The 16947-nt window shown below is 50.3% G+C and carries 17 protein-coding genes; 5 read left to right on the top strand and 12 right to left on the bottom strand.

Translation table 11 applies throughout. From position 1 onward, the window contains the following. Nucleotides 1-8 precede the first annotated feature (8 nt). Nucleotides 9-413, bottom strand: coding sequence for a hypothetical protein (locus EPD17_RS16355; RefSeq protein ID WP_132055651.1), 405 nt, complete (start codon nt 411-413; stop codon nt 9-11). Between EPD17_RS16355 and EPD17_RS16350 the strand changes: the two genes are divergently transcribed. After that, on the top strand, nt 400-3450 hold the full coding sequence (locus EPD17_RS16350) for a ligand-binding sensor domain-containing protein (protein WP_132055650.1): 3051 nt from the start codon (nt 400-402) through the stop codon (nt 3448-3450). The genes EPD17_RS16355 and EPD17_RS16350 overlap by 14 nt on opposite strands. Nucleotides 3451-3558: 108 nt before the next feature. Here the strand turns inward: EPD17_RS16350 and EPD17_RS16345 are convergent, their stop codons facing one another. The 8 genes from EPD17_RS16345 to EPD17_RS16300 all read right to left on the bottom strand — a co-directional run bounded on the left by EPD17_RS16345 (nt 3559) and on the right by EPD17_RS16300 (nt 9618). Beyond that, the gene (locus EPD17_RS16345) at nt 3559-4365 is read right to left on the bottom strand and encodes a LytR/AlgR family response regulator transcription factor (RefSeq protein WP_132055649.1); all 807 of its coding nucleotides are present in this window, start codon (nt 4363-4365) and stop codon (nt 3559-3561) included. After that, on the bottom strand, nt 4362-5471 hold the full coding sequence (locus EPD17_RS16340; RefSeq protein ID WP_132055648.1) for a sensor histidine kinase: 1110 nt from the start codon (nt 5469-5471) through the stop codon (nt 4362-4364). The genes EPD17_RS16345 and EPD17_RS16340 overlap by 4 nt, the downstream gene beginning before the upstream one ends. Further along, nucleotides 5468-6535: a sensor histidine kinase gene (locus EPD17_RS16335; RefSeq protein ID WP_165929639.1), complete on the bottom strand. Its 1068-nt coding sequence runs from the start codon at nt 6533-6535 to the stop codon at nt 5468-5470. Before EPD17_RS16335 ends, EPD17_RS16340 begins: the two co-directional genes overlap by 4 nt. Nucleotides 6536-6865: 330 nt before the next feature. Beyond that, the gene (locus EPD17_RS16320) at nt 6866-7504 is read right to left on the bottom strand and encodes a hypothetical protein (RefSeq protein ID WP_132055644.1); all 639 of its coding nucleotides are present in this window, start codon (nt 7502-7504) and stop codon (nt 6866-6868) included. 129 nt (nt 7505-7633) lie between these two features. Beyond that, nucleotides 7634-7915, bottom strand: coding sequence for a hypothetical protein (locus tag EPD17_RS16315; RefSeq protein WP_114236785.1), 282 nt, complete (start codon nt 7913-7915; stop codon nt 7634-7636). Between the two features lie 5 nt (nt 7916-7920). Further along, nucleotides 7921-8400, bottom strand: a complete 480-nt coding sequence (locus EPD17_RS16310) for a hypothetical protein (RefSeq protein WP_114236784.1) — start codon at nt 8398-8400, stop codon at nt 7921-7923. Beyond that, nucleotides 8375-9235 carry an AAA family ATPase gene (locus EPD17_RS16305; RefSeq protein WP_132055643.1) on the bottom strand — a complete coding sequence of 287 codons (861 nt, stop codon included), beginning with the start codon at nt 9233-9235 and terminating at the stop codon, nt 8375-8377. The genes EPD17_RS16310 and EPD17_RS16305 overlap by 26 nt, the downstream gene beginning before the upstream one ends. 62 nt (nt 9236-9297) lie before the next feature. Next, nucleotides 9298-9618, bottom strand: coding sequence for a hypothetical protein (locus EPD17_RS16300; protein WP_132055642.1), 321 nt, complete (start codon nt 9616-9618; stop codon nt 9298-9300). A gap of 94 nt (nt 9619-9712) precedes the next feature. On the opposite strand from EPD17_RS16300, the gene EPD17_RS16295 reads away from it, so the two are divergent. The 4 genes from EPD17_RS16295 to EPD17_RS16280 all read left to right on the top strand — a co-directional run bounded on the left by EPD17_RS16295 (nt 9713) and on the right by EPD17_RS16280 (nt 13572). Continuing rightward, nucleotides 9713-10447: a LexA family transcriptional regulator gene (locus EPD17_RS16295; RefSeq protein WP_132055641.1), complete on the top strand. Its 735-nt coding sequence runs from the start codon at nt 9713-9715 to the stop codon at nt 10445-10447. Between the two features lie 242 nt (nt 10448-10689). Next, complete coding sequence (locus EPD17_RS16290) at nt 10690-11634, top strand: acetyl-CoA carboxylase carboxyltransferase subunit alpha (protein WP_240040649.1); 945 nt, start codon at nt 10690-10692, stop codon at nt 11632-11634. Nucleotides 11635-11718: 84 nt separating this feature from the next. After that, nucleotides 11719-12603, top strand: a complete 885-nt coding sequence (dapA, locus tag EPD17_RS16285) for a 4-hydroxy-tetrahydrodipicolinate synthase (protein WP_114236779.1) — start codon at nt 11719-11721, stop codon at nt 12601-12603. A 105-nt stretch (nt 12604-12708) separates the two neighbouring features. Then, on the top strand, nt 12709-13572 hold the full coding sequence (locus EPD17_RS16280; protein WP_132055640.1) for an alpha/beta hydrolase: 864 nt from the start codon (nt 12709-12711) through the stop codon (nt 13570-13572). 36 nt (nt 13573-13608) lie between these two features. Here the strand turns inward: EPD17_RS16280 and EPD17_RS16275 are convergent, their stop codons facing one another. From EPD17_RS16275 to EPD17_RS16265, 3 genes are all read right to left on the bottom strand, one after another. Further along, nucleotides 13609-15015, bottom strand: a complete 1407-nt coding sequence (locus EPD17_RS16275; protein ID WP_132055639.1) for a sensor histidine kinase — start codon at nt 15013-15015, stop codon at nt 13609-13611. Between the two features lie 58 nt (nt 15016-15073). Beyond that, nucleotides 15074-15979, bottom strand: coding sequence for a ribonuclease Z (locus EPD17_RS16270; protein ID WP_132055638.1), 906 nt, complete (start codon nt 15977-15979; stop codon nt 15074-15076). Nucleotides 15980-16054: 75 nt separating this feature from the next. Continuing rightward, entirely contained in the window at nt 16055-16942 is an 888-nt protein-coding gene (locus EPD17_RS16265) for a fructosamine kinase family protein (RefSeq protein ID WP_132055637.1), read from the bottom strand. Between the last annotated feature and the right edge of the window lie 5 nt (nt 16943-16947).

The raw sequence follows: 16947 nt of genomic DNA, 5'->3' as shown, positions 1-16947 counted from the left end.
AAACGTGTTTAAATATTGAGGCTTCCACCGTGAATCGTGGCAGTTGGTTTTGGTTGGGTGATGCGGTTGGTTTTGGTTGTTGTGGCACTTGCTCTTGGTGCCTTGTTCGTTCGCGATTCACGATGGAAGCCTTTGGTGTTGGTTTTGGTTGCGCCGTTGGTTTCGATTGGTTGCGGATACAAAAGTTGCCTGATTTTTTTCCAAATCAAATAGCTTCTTGCATGAATTGTACTATGCGGCGAACGAATCGTACCGTATTTACCGCCACCCAATTGCGGCTTACCGAAGCAATGCTGTATGAATTGATGAAAACCATGAATGAACGGCGTAATCGAAGTATTGAATTGGATTTGAATACCGCTGCTTGGAAGTACATTTGATGCAGTCAACTGCCACCATTTGCCAACCATCATTCGCCTGTTATTGGTCCTGCTATTGTTTGCGTCCAAAGCCTTTGGCCAAGAAGCAAGGCAGTATGCATTTCGCCACCTCACCACGGCCAGCGGCCTGGCTTCCAACCTAGTAAATGGCGCGGTGCAGGATCGCGATGGTTACCTATGGGTGGCCACCCTCAATGGGTTGCAGCGCTACGACGGTTTTAATTTCCTCCTGTTTACCCACCAGCCGGGCAGCTTGTCGTCGTTGCCGGCCAATAGCATTGCCAGCCTGATTGCAGACAGCCGGCAACGGCTTTGGGTCATTACCCACAACAACGACATCGGCATTTTCGATACGCGTAAATTCCGGTTCCGCAGGGCGTTGGTGCAGGGCCTGCCGCCGCAAACTTATTTCTCTGCAAAATACCTGTTCAATGGTGGCGATGGCAACCTGTACCTCCACGAAACCAACCGCCGCATATTCCGCTACGATTCGGTGCGCAACCGGTTTGTGCCCGCCGACCAGTTGCTGCCGGCGCCTGCAGGCTGGCAGGTAAACAAGATCGTTTGGGACAACCAGCGTAAATGTTATTGGGCCACCGCCGATTCGGCACTGCTCCAGTTTACGCCAGCCAACCGCAAGCTGCAGGTGCATGGATATAACGGCACCGGCTACCCGAAAACTGCCATGCGGCCCACTGCAGGTCCGTACATGGGCGTACATGCAGGCAGCAACGGAGTGGTAAGCTTTTTTACCTGGGCAGCCGGCACCGGCATGCCGGTAGTGCACCAGTTTCAGCCCGAACAGAACCGGCATTCTAGTTTTTTGATCGGTCCCGCGCTGGACATGCGCTACCATGAGATCAATATGTTTTACGAACAACGCAATGGCCGGCAATGGATTGGCGGCAACCCGTTGTTAATTGAAATGGCCGACAGTGGAACCAAGCTGTTGCCGGTGGCCAACGGATCTAATAGTAATCAGAACATACGATTCGATCGGGCTAACGGCCTTTTTGAAGATCGCGAAGGTAACCTGTGGATCAGCACAGATAACGGGCTTTTTTATTTTAACCCCGATGCCCAATTGTTTGAAACCTACGGGCTGTTGCGGCCCGGCGGATCGGCCAAAGAGGGGCCGGTGCAAACTGTGTTGGAAACGGCCGACCGGATTTTTGTAGGCTGCTGGGGCGTGGGTCTTTATTGCTATGATAAAAAATGGAACCCGCTGCCGGTGCCCAAAGCTTTGCTGCCATTTGCCGATAACGGCCTTGTGTGGGATTTGCACCAGCATAGCCGTACGGGCAAAATTTGGTTGGCGATGCAAAATGGGGAACTGCACATTTACGACCCTGTGAAGGAAACCAAAACCACCATCAAGCCGCCCGAGTTCAACGGCCGCACCATCAGGCAGGTGGCTGAAGACGACTGGGGCAACCTATGGTTTGGTACCCAAGGCGGCCATTTGGTGAAATGGGAATACAAAACAGGCGGTTCGGAAACCAGTGGTTATACACTGGTGATGCAAACCGGGCTGGTGCACAAAATAGAAGCGCACAAAGGCTTTGTATGGGTAGCCACTTCGGGGCATGGCTTGCTGCAGGTGGCAGCCCAAACCGACGCACTGGTGCGTACTTATGGCGAGCAGGGCCGCATGGCTACGCGGATCGGTTCGGGCAGCCCCTCCGATATTATTGTGTACAACGATTCAACGCTCGTGGTGCTTGCCGGGAGCATAAATATCATCAACTTAAAAAAGGGCACCGTGCAACAGTTAGGCACAGCCGAAGGTGTGTTGCCTTCCAATTCGGCGGTGTCGGGGCGGCGAGATGCACAAGGCATTTTGTGGGTGGGTATGGCCAATGGTTTGTGCCGGGTAAACCTGCAGCAGCGCACCCATACTTTCTACGACCGAAGGGATGGCATCAGTTACGACAACTTTCCGCTGGCAAGTGCATTTGGCCTTTCGGATGGCCGCATGGTGTTTGTAACCGACCACAACTTCGTGGTGTTCAATCCCGAAAAAGCAAGTGCCACGGGCACACCGCACCAGCCGCAGCTTACCGGCTTAACGGTAGGTGATCAATCCTTGCTGCTTGATTCGCTGCGCAACGAAGAACGGCTGGTGTTGCCTTACCATAAAAACTCGCTTTCGTTTGCGTTCAGCTCACTGCATTTTGCACCGGGCAATAAGCTGCAATATTTCTACCAGTTGGAAGGCTTGAATAAAGACTGGATTCCGGCCGGCAACAAACCCGAAGCACTGTTTAGCTACCTGCCGCCGGGCAGTTACCAACTGCGGCTCCGCACAGAAAATGGTGATGGCATTGCCTCACCTGAATTTCGGTTATTCCCGGTCGTTATACGGCCGCCGTTCTGGCAATCGTGGTGGTTTTACAGCGTGTTGGCGCTGATCATTGCCGGTGCTGTTGTGTGGTTCGACAGGGAGCGGATGCGCCGGCTGCGTGCCGTGCAGCAAACACGTTTGCAGATTGCAGGCAACCTGCATGAGGAGTTGAATACCGCGCTGCACCACATCAACATTTTGAGTGAAATGGCCCGCATTAAAAGTGGCCAGGACTTACAGCAATCGTTAACTTATCTCGACCAGATTTCGGAGCGCAGCCACAACATGATCATCCTGATGGACGACATGATTTGGAGCATTGATCCCAGCAAAGACACGCTGCAGGATACGCTGGTGCGGTTGCAGGAGTTTGTTGCGGCCCTGCAAAGCCGCTACGAGGCGTTAATCAGTGTGGCGGTGGGTAAAAAAGTGCCTTTCCTTAAACTCGATATGAAAAAGCGCCACGAAGCATTTGTGGTGATCAAAGAACTGCTGCGCCTGGCAGTGGAGCAGGGTGGTGCCCGCAATGTGCTGGTCAATATGAACCTGGTAAAAGGCCGATTGGTGGTGAAATTTTACGACGAAGGCGTAACGCTGCAAGGGCAATCGCTGCATGCGGAGAAGAAGGTAGATGAGTTGCGCAAAAGAATCACTGCGGTGGGCGGCGAGTTGGATTTCCAGGTAAGGGAACAAGTGTTGTCGGTGATATTGATGCTGCCAGTGTAGTAGCAGGAAGAATTCAAAAGGCAAAAGTCAAAATGCTACACACATGATGCACATAGTTGTGCCCCAGTTTTCACTTTTTACTTTTGCCTTTTTACTTTTGAATTCCTTTTATTTCCCCATCCATTTTTTAAAATCCGCTACTTTTTCGCGGCTCACAATGGCATCTTTTTCTAGCACCGGTTTAAGTTCGAGAATGAGCCGGTTGCCGAAATAGTCGTGTATTTGCGCCACGCTTTTTATGGATACAAAAAACGACCGGCTGATGCGGTGAAACTGCGCCGGATCCAGCATGTCTTCCAATTCCTCCATCGTGTAGTCGGTGATGTATTTGCGGTTGTCGGCGGTTTTAAAAAAGTTTACCCGCCCATCGCTGTAGAAATATGCAATGTCTTCGGTTTCCACCGAGATCAGTTTCTGACCTTGTTTTACCAAAAAGCGTTTGCGGTATTCTCTAGGCTGGAGTTTGCTTTGCAGTTCGCGGATGATCTGCTCCAGCGAACCTACGCCAGTACCCGCTTCTGCTGTGCCCGTGGCAGCGGCTGCGGGCTGTGCAAAGGCCTGTTTCAACCGCCTGTATTTATCCAGTGCCGCCTGCAAATCTTCTTTCTGAATGGGCTTCAGCAGGTAATCCACGCTGTTTACTTTAAAAGCCTTCAGTGCAAATTCATCGTACGATGTGGTGAATATCACCGGGCTTTTTACATCGGTGAGGTTGAAGATCTCAAAACTTTGCCCGTCGGTCAGTTCAATATCCATCAGGATCAGGTCTGGACGTGGGTTTTCTTCCAGCCAGTCAACCGTGGCCTGTATGCTATCAGTAACGCCCATGATCTGCGCCGCATCATCCAATGCAGTTACGGCTTTGGCTAATTTTTTTGCAGCAAGTTCTTCGTCCTCTACAATCAATATGTTCATAATGCAAGTTTTTGGTGTTCGGCAACCGCTTTGGTATCGTGCGGCCATTTTTGTGTTTGTTCCCAGGCCGGCGCCCATATAAGCGGCAGCACCACGGTAAAGTTTTGGGCCATATCCATCACCTGGAAACCGGGTTGTTTCATCAGTTCAAATTTAGCACGGATGTTTTCCAATCCAATACCATGCGATGCAAATGCTTTGGCTCTTTTCTGCACATTGTTGGTTACCACCAATATGTTTCCGGCAGCCGTAAAAATGTCGATGATGAGCGGGCTGGCCTTCGACGCAGAATTATGTTTCACCGCATTTTCTACCAACAATTGCAATGTCAAAGAAGGAATGAGGTATTGGTTGTAACGCTTGTCAATCTTTGTATTCAGTTGCACCGCATCGCCATGCCTTGTTTGCAACAGCACCAGGTACGATTGGATAAATTCCAGTTCGGCCTGCAGTGTACTGAGGCTGTCGCGGTTGTTGCGCAGCAGGTAGCGATACACTTTGCTTAGTTCATTTAAAAAAGCTTCTGCCCGGTCGGGCTCTTCGGAGATTAGTGAAGAAAGCGTGTTAAAACAGTTGAATAAAAAATGCGGGTTTACTTGGCTTTTCAGGGTTTCAAACTGGTATTCCAATCCTTGCTGCTGCAGCCGTTCTTTTTGCGCCAGGCTTTTTTTCCATAACGTAAAGGTGTAGCCGACTTCCCAGATGGAAGTGCTGATCAGCGTAACGGCCAGCGACAGCGCAAAACATTGATAGGTAATTTTTGCCTGCCATACAAAACCCAGAAAATTGGTGGCATGATAAGCCCGGTAGGTAAATGCAAACGATGCGTTGGTGAGCACCAACACCAGCACCACCAACAATGCAATGCGCAAACCTGTTTGCCCTATGTGCGGCAACTTCCGGCGCAGGGCATGCATGGCCAACAACTGCAGGTACCAAATGGTCAGGCCCTGCACGCAAATAAACGGAAAAGAAAGCAGCCATGCGCCGGGTGATACAAATGCATTGGCGCCAAATAAAATAACATGCAACACCACGGCCATCAATACAGTGAGGCCGCTGAATGCAAGCCACTCGGGCTGCGTGGGTTTGGGCCACCGGTTCATGCGGCAACCTCCTCCATGCAGGCAATGAGTGGTATGTAAATGATCCGCTCCGTTGGGCCCAGCCTGATGGCCACTTCCTCGCGGCACAGGAGGTGAATTTTGCTGATGATGTTTTCAAGGCTGTCGCCTGAAGTTTCAGGGTCCTGGCCCACGCGGGGCTGCGCATTGTTGCGTATTTCCAGCCAATGTGCCTCATCCGATTTTATGGAAATAACCAGTGGTGCCGATTTGGAAAGACTGTTGTGGGCCATGCAATCCTCCACGATCATTTGCAGGGTAAGTGGTGGAATCTGTAGTGCCTTCTGCGCTTCATTTACCGACAGGTGCAATTGCAACCCGCTGCCATGGCGCTGTTGCAACAGGTATATATACGATTGCAGGTAGCGCAACTCAGTGTCCAGTGTTACCAGTTGTGCATCGTTGTGGCGCAGCAGGTAGCGGTACACTTTGCTGAGTTCATCGAGGTAGGCTTCGGCCTGTTCATTGTCTTCCTGGATCAGGCTCGAAAGTGTATTGAGGTTGTTAAATAAAAAGTGCGGGTTTACCTGGCTTTGCAAACCCAAAAGGCGGCTGCGGGTGTATTCGCGTTTAAGGGTTTCGGTTTCAATGACAGTGGCCCGGTAGCGTTCAAAATAAGCAATGCATTCGTGCACAAATGTGAGCAGGATATTGAGTGAGCCCAGCGCTGCAAATAGGTTCCAGAAATGTTCGATGCGGTAGCTGTAATCGAATAGCGCCATACTATCAAGCAGGCGTAGCAGCAGGTTGAGAAAAGCCACGGAAATCAGCAGGAACAGGCCAATGGAAATGGCCAGCTTTTTCGGGATCTGACGATCGTGGGGGAGGCGGTGGCTGAGCCACACGGCCACAATGCCGTACACGAAAAATGTGCTGCCGCAAACCGAAAACAAGACCAGCGTAATGCTTAAAAAACTGGCTGCATCCTGCCAGTACCGGTCGGCAAACAACACATGCCCCATGAACACCGTGAATGGTAGCATGCTGACCACCATTACAATAAAGTCTTTACTGGTGTATGTGGGTATGTGCAGTTTGGTTGGCATGTGCAGTTTTAAAAATATGGGTAAGCTTATTGCGGGCCAGCGGTTTTTCCTTGAATGGTAACCGCAGCGCTAACAATGGCTACTTCTATTTATAATTGTGGGTTGGTGTTTCCAAAGTACTGCAAATAAATGGCAGGCATAGCCCTGCTTTGGGTAGATTAGTATAAGTTGGAGATGGGTTGTAGAAAACTGGCAGTCAGTTGTGAAAGGCCTTGGTCAACCAGCGGGTAAAACGGATATTTCTTATCAGAAATAAGAATGGATTGAAGATGTCAGTTTTACTAAAAAGTTTTGGACACAAAAAAGGGATGTTCCTCGCATCCCTTATTATTAACCGCTCATTTTTTTATTCATATCTATTACCAGTGCACCATGCAGCAGGTCGCCGATGGGCGTTGGCTCCGGCGCTACGCGGCCGTCGGCCTTTACCGCTTTCAGCGCTGGTTCCGGCGCCGTTACCGATTGCGGTTGTTGTGCGGCGCGGCGTTCCTTGCGGTACTGCTCAAACAGTTGCATCATCTGGTAGTGGTACGCCATGCTTTTGATGGGACCATATTTGCCGCCTTTTGCCCGCTCAAAAAACAGGATGATGTCTTCCAGCGCCAGGTTGTCTTCCTGTGCTGCCACCATAAAGTCGCAGGCAACGCCGCTCATTTTAGTGTCTGTCAGTTTTTTGATCTTGGGCAGGCGCAAGTTGTAGCAAAATGCTTTTACCATCATCAATATCATGTGGTGCATGCGTTTCACACCAAAGTCCTGCATCAGCGTTGGAATGCGGTCTTCCTGCGGCATGGCCAGCAACTGGTCAAAACGCACTTCGCCGTTGTGTGTGTACTGCTGCATCACCAGCGAGGTAATGAGCTCGTACTCGAGGGTATTTACATAGTAGCGCGGCTGCCTTTTGGGCTTTGCCTTTGGCGCCGCCGGATCTTTTACCGGCTGCACTGCCACCATATTTCTGAAACTCATTTGTTGGGTCATTTAGTAGGTGTTTTTTGGTTGAAAGCTGGTTGTTATTTACGATTTGGGATTGACGATTTACGATTGTATTTCAATTGCGGTACTCTCAATCGTACATCCAAAATCGTCAATCGTAAATCAACTGGCTTTTGCGTATTGCCTGCGCATCAGCATCAGGCGCTGGTACAGGCTGGACACGATCAGCGGCGTGTTGCCAATAAATGGCTCAATGCGGTGCCACTCCTGGTCGCTGTCCATCACGTACAATTCATCTTTTGGGCTGGCGCACACACCCCAGGCCAAAAACGGGTGGGAGTGGGGCGAAGTTTTCACCTCCACCGCCGTATCGAAATACAGGTATTCGTTACCTGCCAGGTCTTTTACGATCTCCACACAGTCTTTCAATATCGTGTTGCTCATGATCTTTACTTTGAAAGGGTGATGCGATAAGTGGATCGCGAACTTTTTTGCGGACCTTCCAGCACTTCGCCGGTTTCGTGGTCTACCCACATTTTGCCAGGTGCAATAGACCGCAGCTTAGCTTCCAGCTCTCTGCGGGCTTCCATCAGGGCTTCAATTTGCTGCGTCAGTGCCCGCCAGCCGCCGTCCTGCGCATAGTCGTATTGCACCGCAGCTTCGGTTACTTCCAGCTTAGCGCCTGATGCGGTGTGCATCCGGCCGTTGTGCATGATGATCTCATCACGCAGCCGGTCTACAAACCGTTCGTCTTTGCGCACCTGCTTGGCAAATTCTTCCATGGCGGCAATGGCTTCTGCAAGCGGCAGGGCCGAGTCGGCCTCCATCACGCCATCCACAGTTTGCCCGGCAAGCGCCGCAATCTGGCGTTTGCCCAAGCCGGCTTTGATCACCGGGAGCTCGTTACGCTGCAATACTTTGTTTTCCATTGATGGTATTTCTGCGGTTAGCGATCAATTGCTGCAACAAGGGGTTGGCGTCCACATCGGTTTTGTAGCGATTGTAGAGTTCTACCAGCTCCCGCTGTGTGCTGCATTCCTGCACACGGTTGTGCCATTCGGTGCCGGGCTTCAGGTTAAATGCTTCTTCGCCTTGCTCGCACCATTGGGCAATCAGCTTACCGGTTTCTTCGGAAGGCACAAACGCAGGTTTGCCCATGAACAAACCAGTACGGTCTTTTGATGCGGTGGCATTGTGGCGCAGGTCCAACTCCAGGTTAATGGTCAGTTCGTATTCAAAGCCTTCGCGGGTAATTTCCTTGAGGCCGCCTTTTTCCACTTTTACCTTACCGTTGCCGTCTTTGATCATTTCGTAGTCCTGCTTGCGCCGAACGGTGGTGATCATGTGGCAGGGGCTTTGGATAATGGCGTCGATAAATGCCTGGTGCCGTGGGGTCACCTTCGCCCAATCTTGGTATTTGCCACCCAATTGCTCCACTATTTCCAGGCAACCGCCTTTGCCATCCCACTCGTGGGTGATGGAATCAACGATGATCACTTCCATGCCTGCTTTTTCGCAGGTGTGGATGGCTTCCACGTATTTCTCAGGCGAAAAAGGTGCAGAAATGGGCAGCACATTAAAGTCGCCCAAGTGGGCATACAGGTCAGCGCTGTTGTTTTCCGAGTCGATGATGGCCACCTTGCTCCAGTCGTTGCAAATGCCATGTGCTACCAGCAGGGCAGAATATGTTTTACCACCGCCGGACACTGCTGACAGGCCAAGGCGGATTTTTGCTTTTTTTCGTGTTGCTTTTCTCAGTTGCATCTTATGTGGTGTTTATTCGTTCGGTAAAAAAATGCAGTTGTAGAAGCTGTCTTCAGACTCCCTTACGCCGCCTGGCGTAGGTTGCCGCTGCGGCCTTCGAGCATGCCGGCAAAATATCGGATGGCTGCTTCCTCGATGTCTTCGAGGTTGCCCATCACTTCCAGCACCGGCCGGATATCGGTGCCATTCCATTTCACAAACTCGATGTCTACCGCGTAGCGGTCGAACACATCGATGGGCGAAGCAGCGGGGTTAAAATAGCCCTGTCCTTCCACCACCAGGTCGCCAATCTGCTCGGTCACAATTTTCAAGTCACGCACCACTTTGTACTTCAGCGGATACGAAAACTGAAAAGGCTGCTGTTGTTTTCCAATGGTTTGCATGTTGTGAATTTTTCTTTAGATTTGTGAAGTATAAAGTTACATTTTTTCACATTATCCACAAGTAATTCACGTTTTTATTCACAATTGGTTAACTATGGCTACAGCACATTACAACTTGCGGGAAATCAGGCAGTTATATAACCTGACACAAGAAGAATTCGCTCTGGCGCTGGGTTTGACCCGCGAAATGATTAATAAAATGGAGGGGGGCAAATGCCGCCAAAGCCGAGCCACACAATTGCGGGTAAAAGCGTTTCTGGATGAAAGGAAAAGTGAAAATTTTTCACAAGACGTGGAATTTATCGGTGTGCCCACCACTGCGCCGCGTGGATCGTCGCTACCGTATTTTGAAATGCGGCGCGAACAAAAGCGGGAAAAACAGCCCCTGATGGTTCCGTTGGTAGGTATCAAGGCGCAGGCCGGTTATGTGAAAGGATTTGAGCAAACCGATTACCTGGAAACACTGGAAAAATATTCGCTGCCGCCCGGCGTCAATCCAACCGGTGCCATGTGGAGCTATTTTGAAGTGGACGGCGACAGCATGGAACCTACCTTTTATGCCGGCGATGTGTTGCTGGCATCCGTGCTGCCCCACGAAGACTGGCACGATGTAAAAAACTTTTCGGTCTATATTATTTTAACCACCGAACAATTATTGGTAAAGCGGGTGTACCGCAAAAGCGATGATATGTGGGTACTCCTCTCGGATAACGAGGAGCTATACCCGCAGGTGTTGCTGCCCGTGCACGCCATCCGCCAGGTGTGGACCTTCCGCCGCCACATCCGCAGCCGTGCCCCGCAACCAAGAGAGTTTAAAATCACGGCGTAGGAATTAGGAATGATGAATTATTGATTTTGAATTATTAATTATTGGGCTTCATTCATAATTCATCATTCCTTGTTCCTTGTTCAATATTCTTTCCCAACTTCCTCCGTTCGTCTGTTCCTTGTTCCTCTGTTCGTTATTCCATTTCCGCTTCCCGGAACCAATTTTGCCCTATATCCTTCGCATCCCTTAATTTTAGCGCCCTTATTTAATTGTATATGCCTGCAAACGCGAATCGTCAGTTTTTGGATTTTGAGAAGCCGGTGAAAGACCTGATCGATGAAATAGAACGGCTGAAGCATGCGTCCGAACAAAAAAAGATTGACTACTCCGAACCCATTCAACGGCTGGAGCAAAGCATTTTGGACAAGCGCCGCGAGATCACACAAAACCTCAGTTCCTGGCAACGGGTGCAGCTAAGCCGCCACCCCGACCGCCCTTATACGCTGAAATACATCAATAAAATGACCACCAACTTTCTGGAGCTGTACGGCGACAGGAACGTGAAGGACGACAAAGCCATGGTGGGCGGATTTTGCCAGCTCGATGGCGAAACCGTGATGGTGATTGGACAGCAAAAAGGCATCAATACCAAGATGCGGCAGATGCGCAACTTTGGTATGGCCAACCCCGAAGGCTACCGCAAGGCACTGCGCCTGATGAAGCTGGCCGAGAAATTCAACAAACCTGTTGTTACCCTGATTGATACGCCGGGAGCCTTCCCGGGCTTGGAAGCTGAGGAGCGGGGCCAGGGCGAAGCCATTGCCCGTAATATTTATGAAATGATCCGCCTGAAGGTGCCCGTGATCTGCGTGATCATTGGCGAAGGTGCATCAGGCGGTGCTTTGGGCATCGGTGTGGGCGACCGCGTGTACATGATGGAAAATACCTGGTACACCGTTATTTCGCCGGAAAGCTGCTCGTCGATTTTGTGGCGCAGTTGGGATAAAAAAGAAACGGCTGCCGAGCAACTAAAGCTTACCGCCGACCACATGAAAGGCTTTGGACTGGTGGACGACATCATTCCGGAGCCGGCAGGTGGTGCGCACTGGGACTACGATGAAGCTGCCGAAATACTCAAGAACTTTTTGGTACCGGTGCTGCAGGAACTGAAAGGCATTCCGGCCGAACAACGCGTACAACAGCGTATTGAAAAGTTTGGCAAAATGGGCTTTTGGACGGAAGACTAAATGAGCAGTATCATTTTGTGTGTGCCTCATTTGTCCGCATTTTTGCCGCATTATTAAAAACCATAATCGATTATCTAAAACCTGATGTCTTTACGAGAAACGTTGCGCGGTACGGGTGTGGCCTTGGTTACACCATTTGCACAGGATAACAGCATTGATTTTGATGCGCTGCAAAAGCTCATTGACTTTGTAATTGAGGGCGGCGCCCAATACGTGGTATCGCTGGGCACTACCGGCGAAACACCCGTGCTGAGCAAGGAAGAAAAGGCAGCCATCTTTTCTTTTACCATCGATGCAGTTAAAGACCGGGTACCCGTAGTTATTGGCATCGGCGGCAACAACACAGCCGAGATCATCAAGGATCTTTCATTTTATCCTGTTGAAAAAGCGGCAGCGATCCTTTCTGCATCACCCTATTACAACAAGCCTTCGCAGGAGGGCATTTACCAGCATTATAAAGCCTTCGCCGAAGCGGCTCCCGTGCCGGTTATTTTATACAATGTGCCGGGCCGTACAGGCTCCAACATCAGTGCACAAACCTGCCTGCGCCTGGCGGCCGATGTGCCCAATATCCAGGGCATGAAAGAAGCCAGCGGCAACATGGTGCAGTGCATGCATATTTTGCGCAACCGCCCCGAAAATTTCCTGGTTACCAGCGGCGATGACCACCTGGCAATGCCGCTTATTGCCTGCGGAATGGACGGCGTTATTTCGGTAGCGGCCAACTGTTTTCCAAAAGATTTTTGCCAACTGATTGACCTGGCCCTGGCAGGCGATTTTGCTGCGGCGCAACCGCTGCAACACAAGCTGGTTCCGGGTTTCGACCTGCTGTTTGCCGAAAATAACCCAGCCGGTGTAAAGGCGTTTTTATCTGAGTTGGGCATTATCCAAAATAACCTGCGCCTGCCCGTGGTGCCGCTGAGTGCACCCATTCATCAGCAGGTAAAAGATTATTTGCAGCAGTTGTAAGCCTTATTTCTAAAAGCCAAAAAGGCACAAAGTAAATGGAGGCCACCAGGGTTTGCCGGGTGCACCGTTTCACTTTGTGCCTTTGCTATTTTTTATGTTTAAACCATGAAACAAATGATCAAAACTGGCCTGTTGTTTTGTGTGATGTTGTTGTGTATGGAACAAGGAAGGGCACAGGCTGCACATAAAGAAAGTACGGCATCGGCGCAGGTGCGGGTGCTGGATACTGCTTTTTATATGCCGCAATTGCAGCGCCACCGGCGGGTTTGGATTTACCTGCCTAAAAATTATTACCAGTCAAAAGAGCGTTTCCCGGTAATGTACCTGCACGATGGGCAAAACATTTTTGATGCCGCCACTTCTTTTGCAGGCGAATGGGGCGTGGATGAAGCCATGGACAGCATGGGCAACAACCTGCCGCAATGCGTGATTGTGGCAATTGATAATGGGGGCGACAAACGCCTGAGCGAATACAGCCCGTACGATTTCACATTGGGTGAAGGCGATAAAAAAATGTCGGTAAAAGCAGAAGGAGATGCGTACGCCGCATTTTTATTAAAAACGTTGCGGCCTTATGTTCGCAAGCACTTTAGGGTTAGCCGCCGCGATAAACACCAGTTTATTGCCGGTTCTTCAATGGGCGGCTTGATCTCATTGTACGCCGTTATGCGCAATCCCGGTAAATGGGGCGGAGCAGGTGTTTTTTCGCCAGCATTTTGGGTGGTAAAACAACCGCTGGTTGCAGCACTGGAGAAAAAGGGCAAATCCATTCGGTGCCCGATTTACCTCCACGCCGGCCAACAGGAAGGCACCGAAATGGTACCCGATATGCTGCAGGTAAGCCAGTTGCTCGACCGGGTTTCAAAAGCAAAAATCACTACAGTGATCCGCGCCAACGAAGGCCACAACGAAGCCGCATGGCGCAGGGAGTTTCCGCTGTTTTACCAATGGCTGACGCACCATTTTTGACCCAGTTTCAGTCGGCAAAAAATTTTCTTCAAATACTTATTTAGGCAGGCATACAAAAAAGCTGGTGCCTTTGCCCGGCGTACTTTCCACCCAGATAAAGCCGTCGTGGTTGGTGACAACTTTTTTGCAAATGGTGAGGCCTACACCGGTTCCCTGCTGCTCGATGTGGTGGTGCAGGCGGGTAAAAATCTCGAATATTTTTGGTGCATACTCCTGCGAAAACCCAAGCCCATTGTCGGTAATGGTGATGCAGTGATAAGCATGTTGCGTTGGGTTCAAATAAATCGGCAGCGATCCGGCATCGGTTTCCGAACCGGTAATAGTAATGTGGTTGGCCACTTCAGGGCGCCGGTATTTGATGGCGTTGTGCACCAGGTTTTCAAACAATTGATACAATTGAAAGGGGATGCCTTTAACCGTTGGCAGGTTGTGCATTTCAATGGTGGTGCCGCTTTCTGCAATCGGCTCCTGCAGGTTTTCGGTTACCTGCGCCACAATGTCTTCCAGCGATACTTGCTCCATTGTTTCCTGCGTTGTTTTCAGGCGGATATAAGCCAGCAGGTCTTCCAGCAAATCCTGCATGCGCTGGGCGGAACTTTGCAGCCTGGTAAAATTGTATTGGCCTTTTTCCGAAAGATGTTCAAAATCGTCCTGGTAGATCATGCTGGCAAAAGTCCTGATCTTGCGCAGCGGCTCTTTCAGGTCGTGGCTGGCTATGTAGTTGAACGATTCCAGTTCCTCGTTGATTTGCTCCAATTCTATTTTGCGGGTTTGCAACAGTTCGTTGGAACGCTGCAGTTTTTGTTGCGTTGCCTGCAATGTTTTCAACTGTTTTTGCAGCCGGTCAAAGATCAGCATCAGCAACAACAGCAGCGCAAAAGTGAGCACCACCAGGTAAATGGGAATACCGCGGATGTATCGTTCTTTAACTTGCTCCTTTAGCTCCAACTGCCGCAGCTCTTCGCGTTCCATATTTTGCGTTAGCTGGTGCAGCCGGTTCATTACCTGCCGTGCCAATACCAGCCGTTCCCGCAATGCTTCCTGCGAAGCACTGTCGCGGTAACTATTCACCGTTGTACGCATTTGCTGCACCCGCAGCGTGGTCATGTAACCAAGCTGCTGCACATTAAAAACTTGTCTTGGATTGTCGTGCACCAGTTTGGCCAGTTCCTCAATCTTTTGTTTGTAGTCGGCTTCAAATGCGGCCTGCTCATCCAGGTAAGACGAATCGCCGGAAATCAGGTAAGCCCGCACACTGCTTTCGGCGTGTTTGAGGCGTGAGTAAATGGATTGCACTTTAATTTCCACGCTCCGCGTTTGGTTCATCTGGTCGTATGCTTCGATGAGGTTGCGGAGGTTGAGGTACAACACCACGGCAATGGAAAGCAATACCGCAACGGTAGCAAAGAATATAATGCGTATGGTTCGGGCAGAATATTGCATGGTTAATCGTAAGGGTTTGGTTTGGATGCAGCTTTAAAAGGATACGGATCAATAATACTTACAGCAGTTCGTATGTTTGGCCCTCCACTGCCAGTTCGGTGGCCGGAAACACTTCTCTTGTTTCCTGAACAAATGGTTCCAGTTCGTTGTACTTCGAGCTGAAATGCCCGATCAGCAAGCGTTTCACGCCGGCTTTAAGCGCCAGCCTGCCCGCCTGCCGGGTGGTGGAGTGAAAACGATTGTATGCCTGCTCCTGGAAATTATCGAGATAAGTCGTTTCGTGGTAGATCATGTCGAAATCCCGGATATGTTCAATGATGCGTTCATCGTACCGGGTGTCGGCGCAAAAGGCATATTTTTTCCCGGGCACCGGTGCGGTGGTCAGTTCCCTGTTGGCAATAACAGAACCATCGGGTTTAATATAATCAAGCCCCTGTTGCAAACTATTGTAAAACGAAACCGGTATGCCTGCTTCGTCCACTTTGTCAATGATCAATTTGCGGCGGTCCCTTTTTTCTTCAAACGAAAATCCATAGGTGGGAATCCGGTGATCGGTGCGAAAGCTTTTGATCCGGATTTGCTCATTGTCCACCAGCGTGGCATTGCCATCTACTACGTGAAAATGAAGCGCATAAGGCAGTTGTGTTTCGGCTACCTGCAGCTGCAATTCAATGATTTGCTGAAGTGCCGCCGGGCCAAATATGTGCAGCTCCTGGCTGTGCGATAGCAATCCAAAAGTATTGAGCAGGCCTACCAACCCAAAATAATGATCGCCGTGCAGGTGCGAAATAAATACATGCGAAATTTTGCTCCGCCTGATCTTGTATTTGATCATTTGTATTTGCGTGCCCTCACCGCAATCTACCAGATAGTTGGTGCCATCCAGCGTTACCACCTGGCTGGTGGGGTGCCGGTTAAAAGCAGGTACGGCCGAATTATTTCCCAAGATCGTTACCGATAACATGTGCTGTTCTCCTTTGTTGTAAACCTTTATTTGTAAACAGAGTTTTGGCCGCTTGGGTTCTTCGCCCGGTGCAAACTAAACAATTCGGTGCTGTATACCCGCAAATCGTTGCAAGGTTTGCCTGATGGCGCCCGAATACCCCGAACCAAATAGCAACAAATGAATCAGTAGCGGGTAGAGGTTGCACACGTCCCATTCATCTTTATAGTTTGGCGGTAGCTGTTTGTGGTAATGATATGCTTCGTAAAATTGGGCATCAAACCCGCCAAATAAAGTGGTCAGACCCAAGTCGACGGACGGATGGCCATAATACACGGCCGGATCGATCAGCACCGGCACGCCACCGGCGCCGCACAAAAAGTTGCCGCTCCAAAGATCGCCATGCAGGAGGGTAGGTGCAGCAGGCGAAAAGATTTGCGGCAACCGGTTGCACAACTTTTCTATTTGGTTTGTTTCGCTTTTACCCAACAAACCATTATCTGCACATTTCACTGCCAAAGGCATCAGGCGGCGCTGCGCAAAAAATGCCGTCCATGTGGGTGCATCGCCATTATCCTGCGGCACCGAGCCCATGTAGTTATTTTCGAAATTGCCAAAGGATGGTCCATCAACTGAATGTAGTGCCGCAAGTGCCGCCCCGAAGTTTTTCCAAAATGCTGGTGTGGGTTTATCCTGCACAATCCACTCCAATACTAAATATTGCAATCCCGCCGCTTCGCCGTGTCCAATTACTTCCGGCGTCGTTATATGCGGTTGCAACGCAGCCAGGCTGCTGGCTTCCCGGGCAAAGAGTTGGGGAAATTTAGTAGCAGAATTGAGTTTTACAATAAAAGAGGGATGGCCTTGATGGAATACCTTATATACCTCGTTGATGCTGCCGCCAGCCATTGGGGTAAAGTGGCGGGGTTGCATCTGCCATCCGCAGATGGCAGAAAGTACAGGCAGCAGGGAAGGAGGCGGCATCACGG

Origin of the sequence: Pseudocnuella soli, from assembly GCF_004347775.1 — a bacterium.
Taxonomy (GTDB): domain Bacteria; phylum Bacteroidota; class Bacteroidia; order Chitinophagales; family Chitinophagaceae; genus Flavisolibacter; species Flavisolibacter aquaticus.
Note: the sequence above shows the minus strand (reverse complement) of the source record. Positions and strands in the feature narration are given on the sequence as shown.

Excerpts from the sequence above, each read along its gene's own strand:
- EPD17_RS16355 (WP_132055651.1), bottom strand. The coding sequence starts at position 413 with ATGATGGTTGGCAAATGGTGGCAGTTGACTGCATCAAATGTACTTCCA.
- EPD17_RS16345 (WP_132055649.1), bottom strand. The coding sequence starts at position 4,365 with ATGAACATATTGATTGTAGAGGACGAAGAACTTGCTGCAAAAAAATTA.
- EPD17_RS16340 (WP_132055648.1), bottom strand. The coding sequence starts at position 5,471 with ATGAACCGGTGGCCCAAACCCACGCAGCCCGAGTGGCTTGCATTCAGC.
- EPD17_RS16335 (WP_165929639.1), bottom strand. The coding sequence starts at position 6,535 with ATGCCAACCAAACTGCACATACCCACATACACCAGTAAAGACTTTATT.
- EPD17_RS16320 (WP_132055644.1), bottom strand. The coding sequence starts at position 7,504 with ATGAGTTTCAGAAATATGGTGGCAGTGCAGCCGGTAAAAGATCCGGCG.
- EPD17_RS16315 (WP_114236785.1), bottom strand. The coding sequence starts at position 7,915 with ATGAGCAACACGATATTGAAAGACTGTGTGGAGATCGTAAAAGACCTG.
- EPD17_RS16310 (WP_114236784.1), bottom strand. The coding sequence starts at position 8,400 with ATGGAAAACAAAGTATTGCAGCGTAACGAGCTCCCGGTGATCAAAGCC.
- EPD17_RS16305 (WP_132055643.1), bottom strand. The coding sequence starts at position 9,235 with ATGCAACTGAGAAAAGCAACACGAAAAAAAGCAAAAATCCGCCTTGGC.
- EPD17_RS16300 (WP_132055642.1), bottom strand. The coding sequence starts at position 9,618 with ATGCAAACCATTGGAAAACAACAGCAGCCTTTTCAGTTTTCGTATCCG.
- EPD17_RS16295 (WP_132055641.1), top strand. The coding sequence starts at position 9,713 with ATGGCTACAGCACATTACAACTTGCGGGAAATCAGGCAGTTATATAAC.
- dapA (WP_114236779.1), top strand. The coding sequence starts at position 11,719 with ATGTCTTTACGAGAAACGTTGCGCGGTACGGGTGTGGCCTTGGTTACA.
- EPD17_RS16280 (WP_132055640.1), top strand. The coding sequence starts at position 12,709 with ATGAAACAAATGATCAAAACTGGCCTGTTGTTTTGTGTGATGTTGTTG.
- EPD17_RS16275 (WP_132055639.1), bottom strand. The coding sequence starts at position 15,015 with ATGCAATATTCTGCCCGAACCATACGCATTATATTCTTTGCTACCGTT.
- EPD17_RS16270 (WP_132055638.1), bottom strand. The coding sequence starts at position 15,979 with ATGTTATCGGTAACGATCTTGGGAAATAATTCGGCCGTACCTGCTTTT.
- EPD17_RS16265 (WP_132055637.1), bottom strand. The coding sequence starts at position 16,942 with ATGCCGCCTCCTTCCCTGCTGCCTGTACTTTCTGCCATCTGCGGATGG.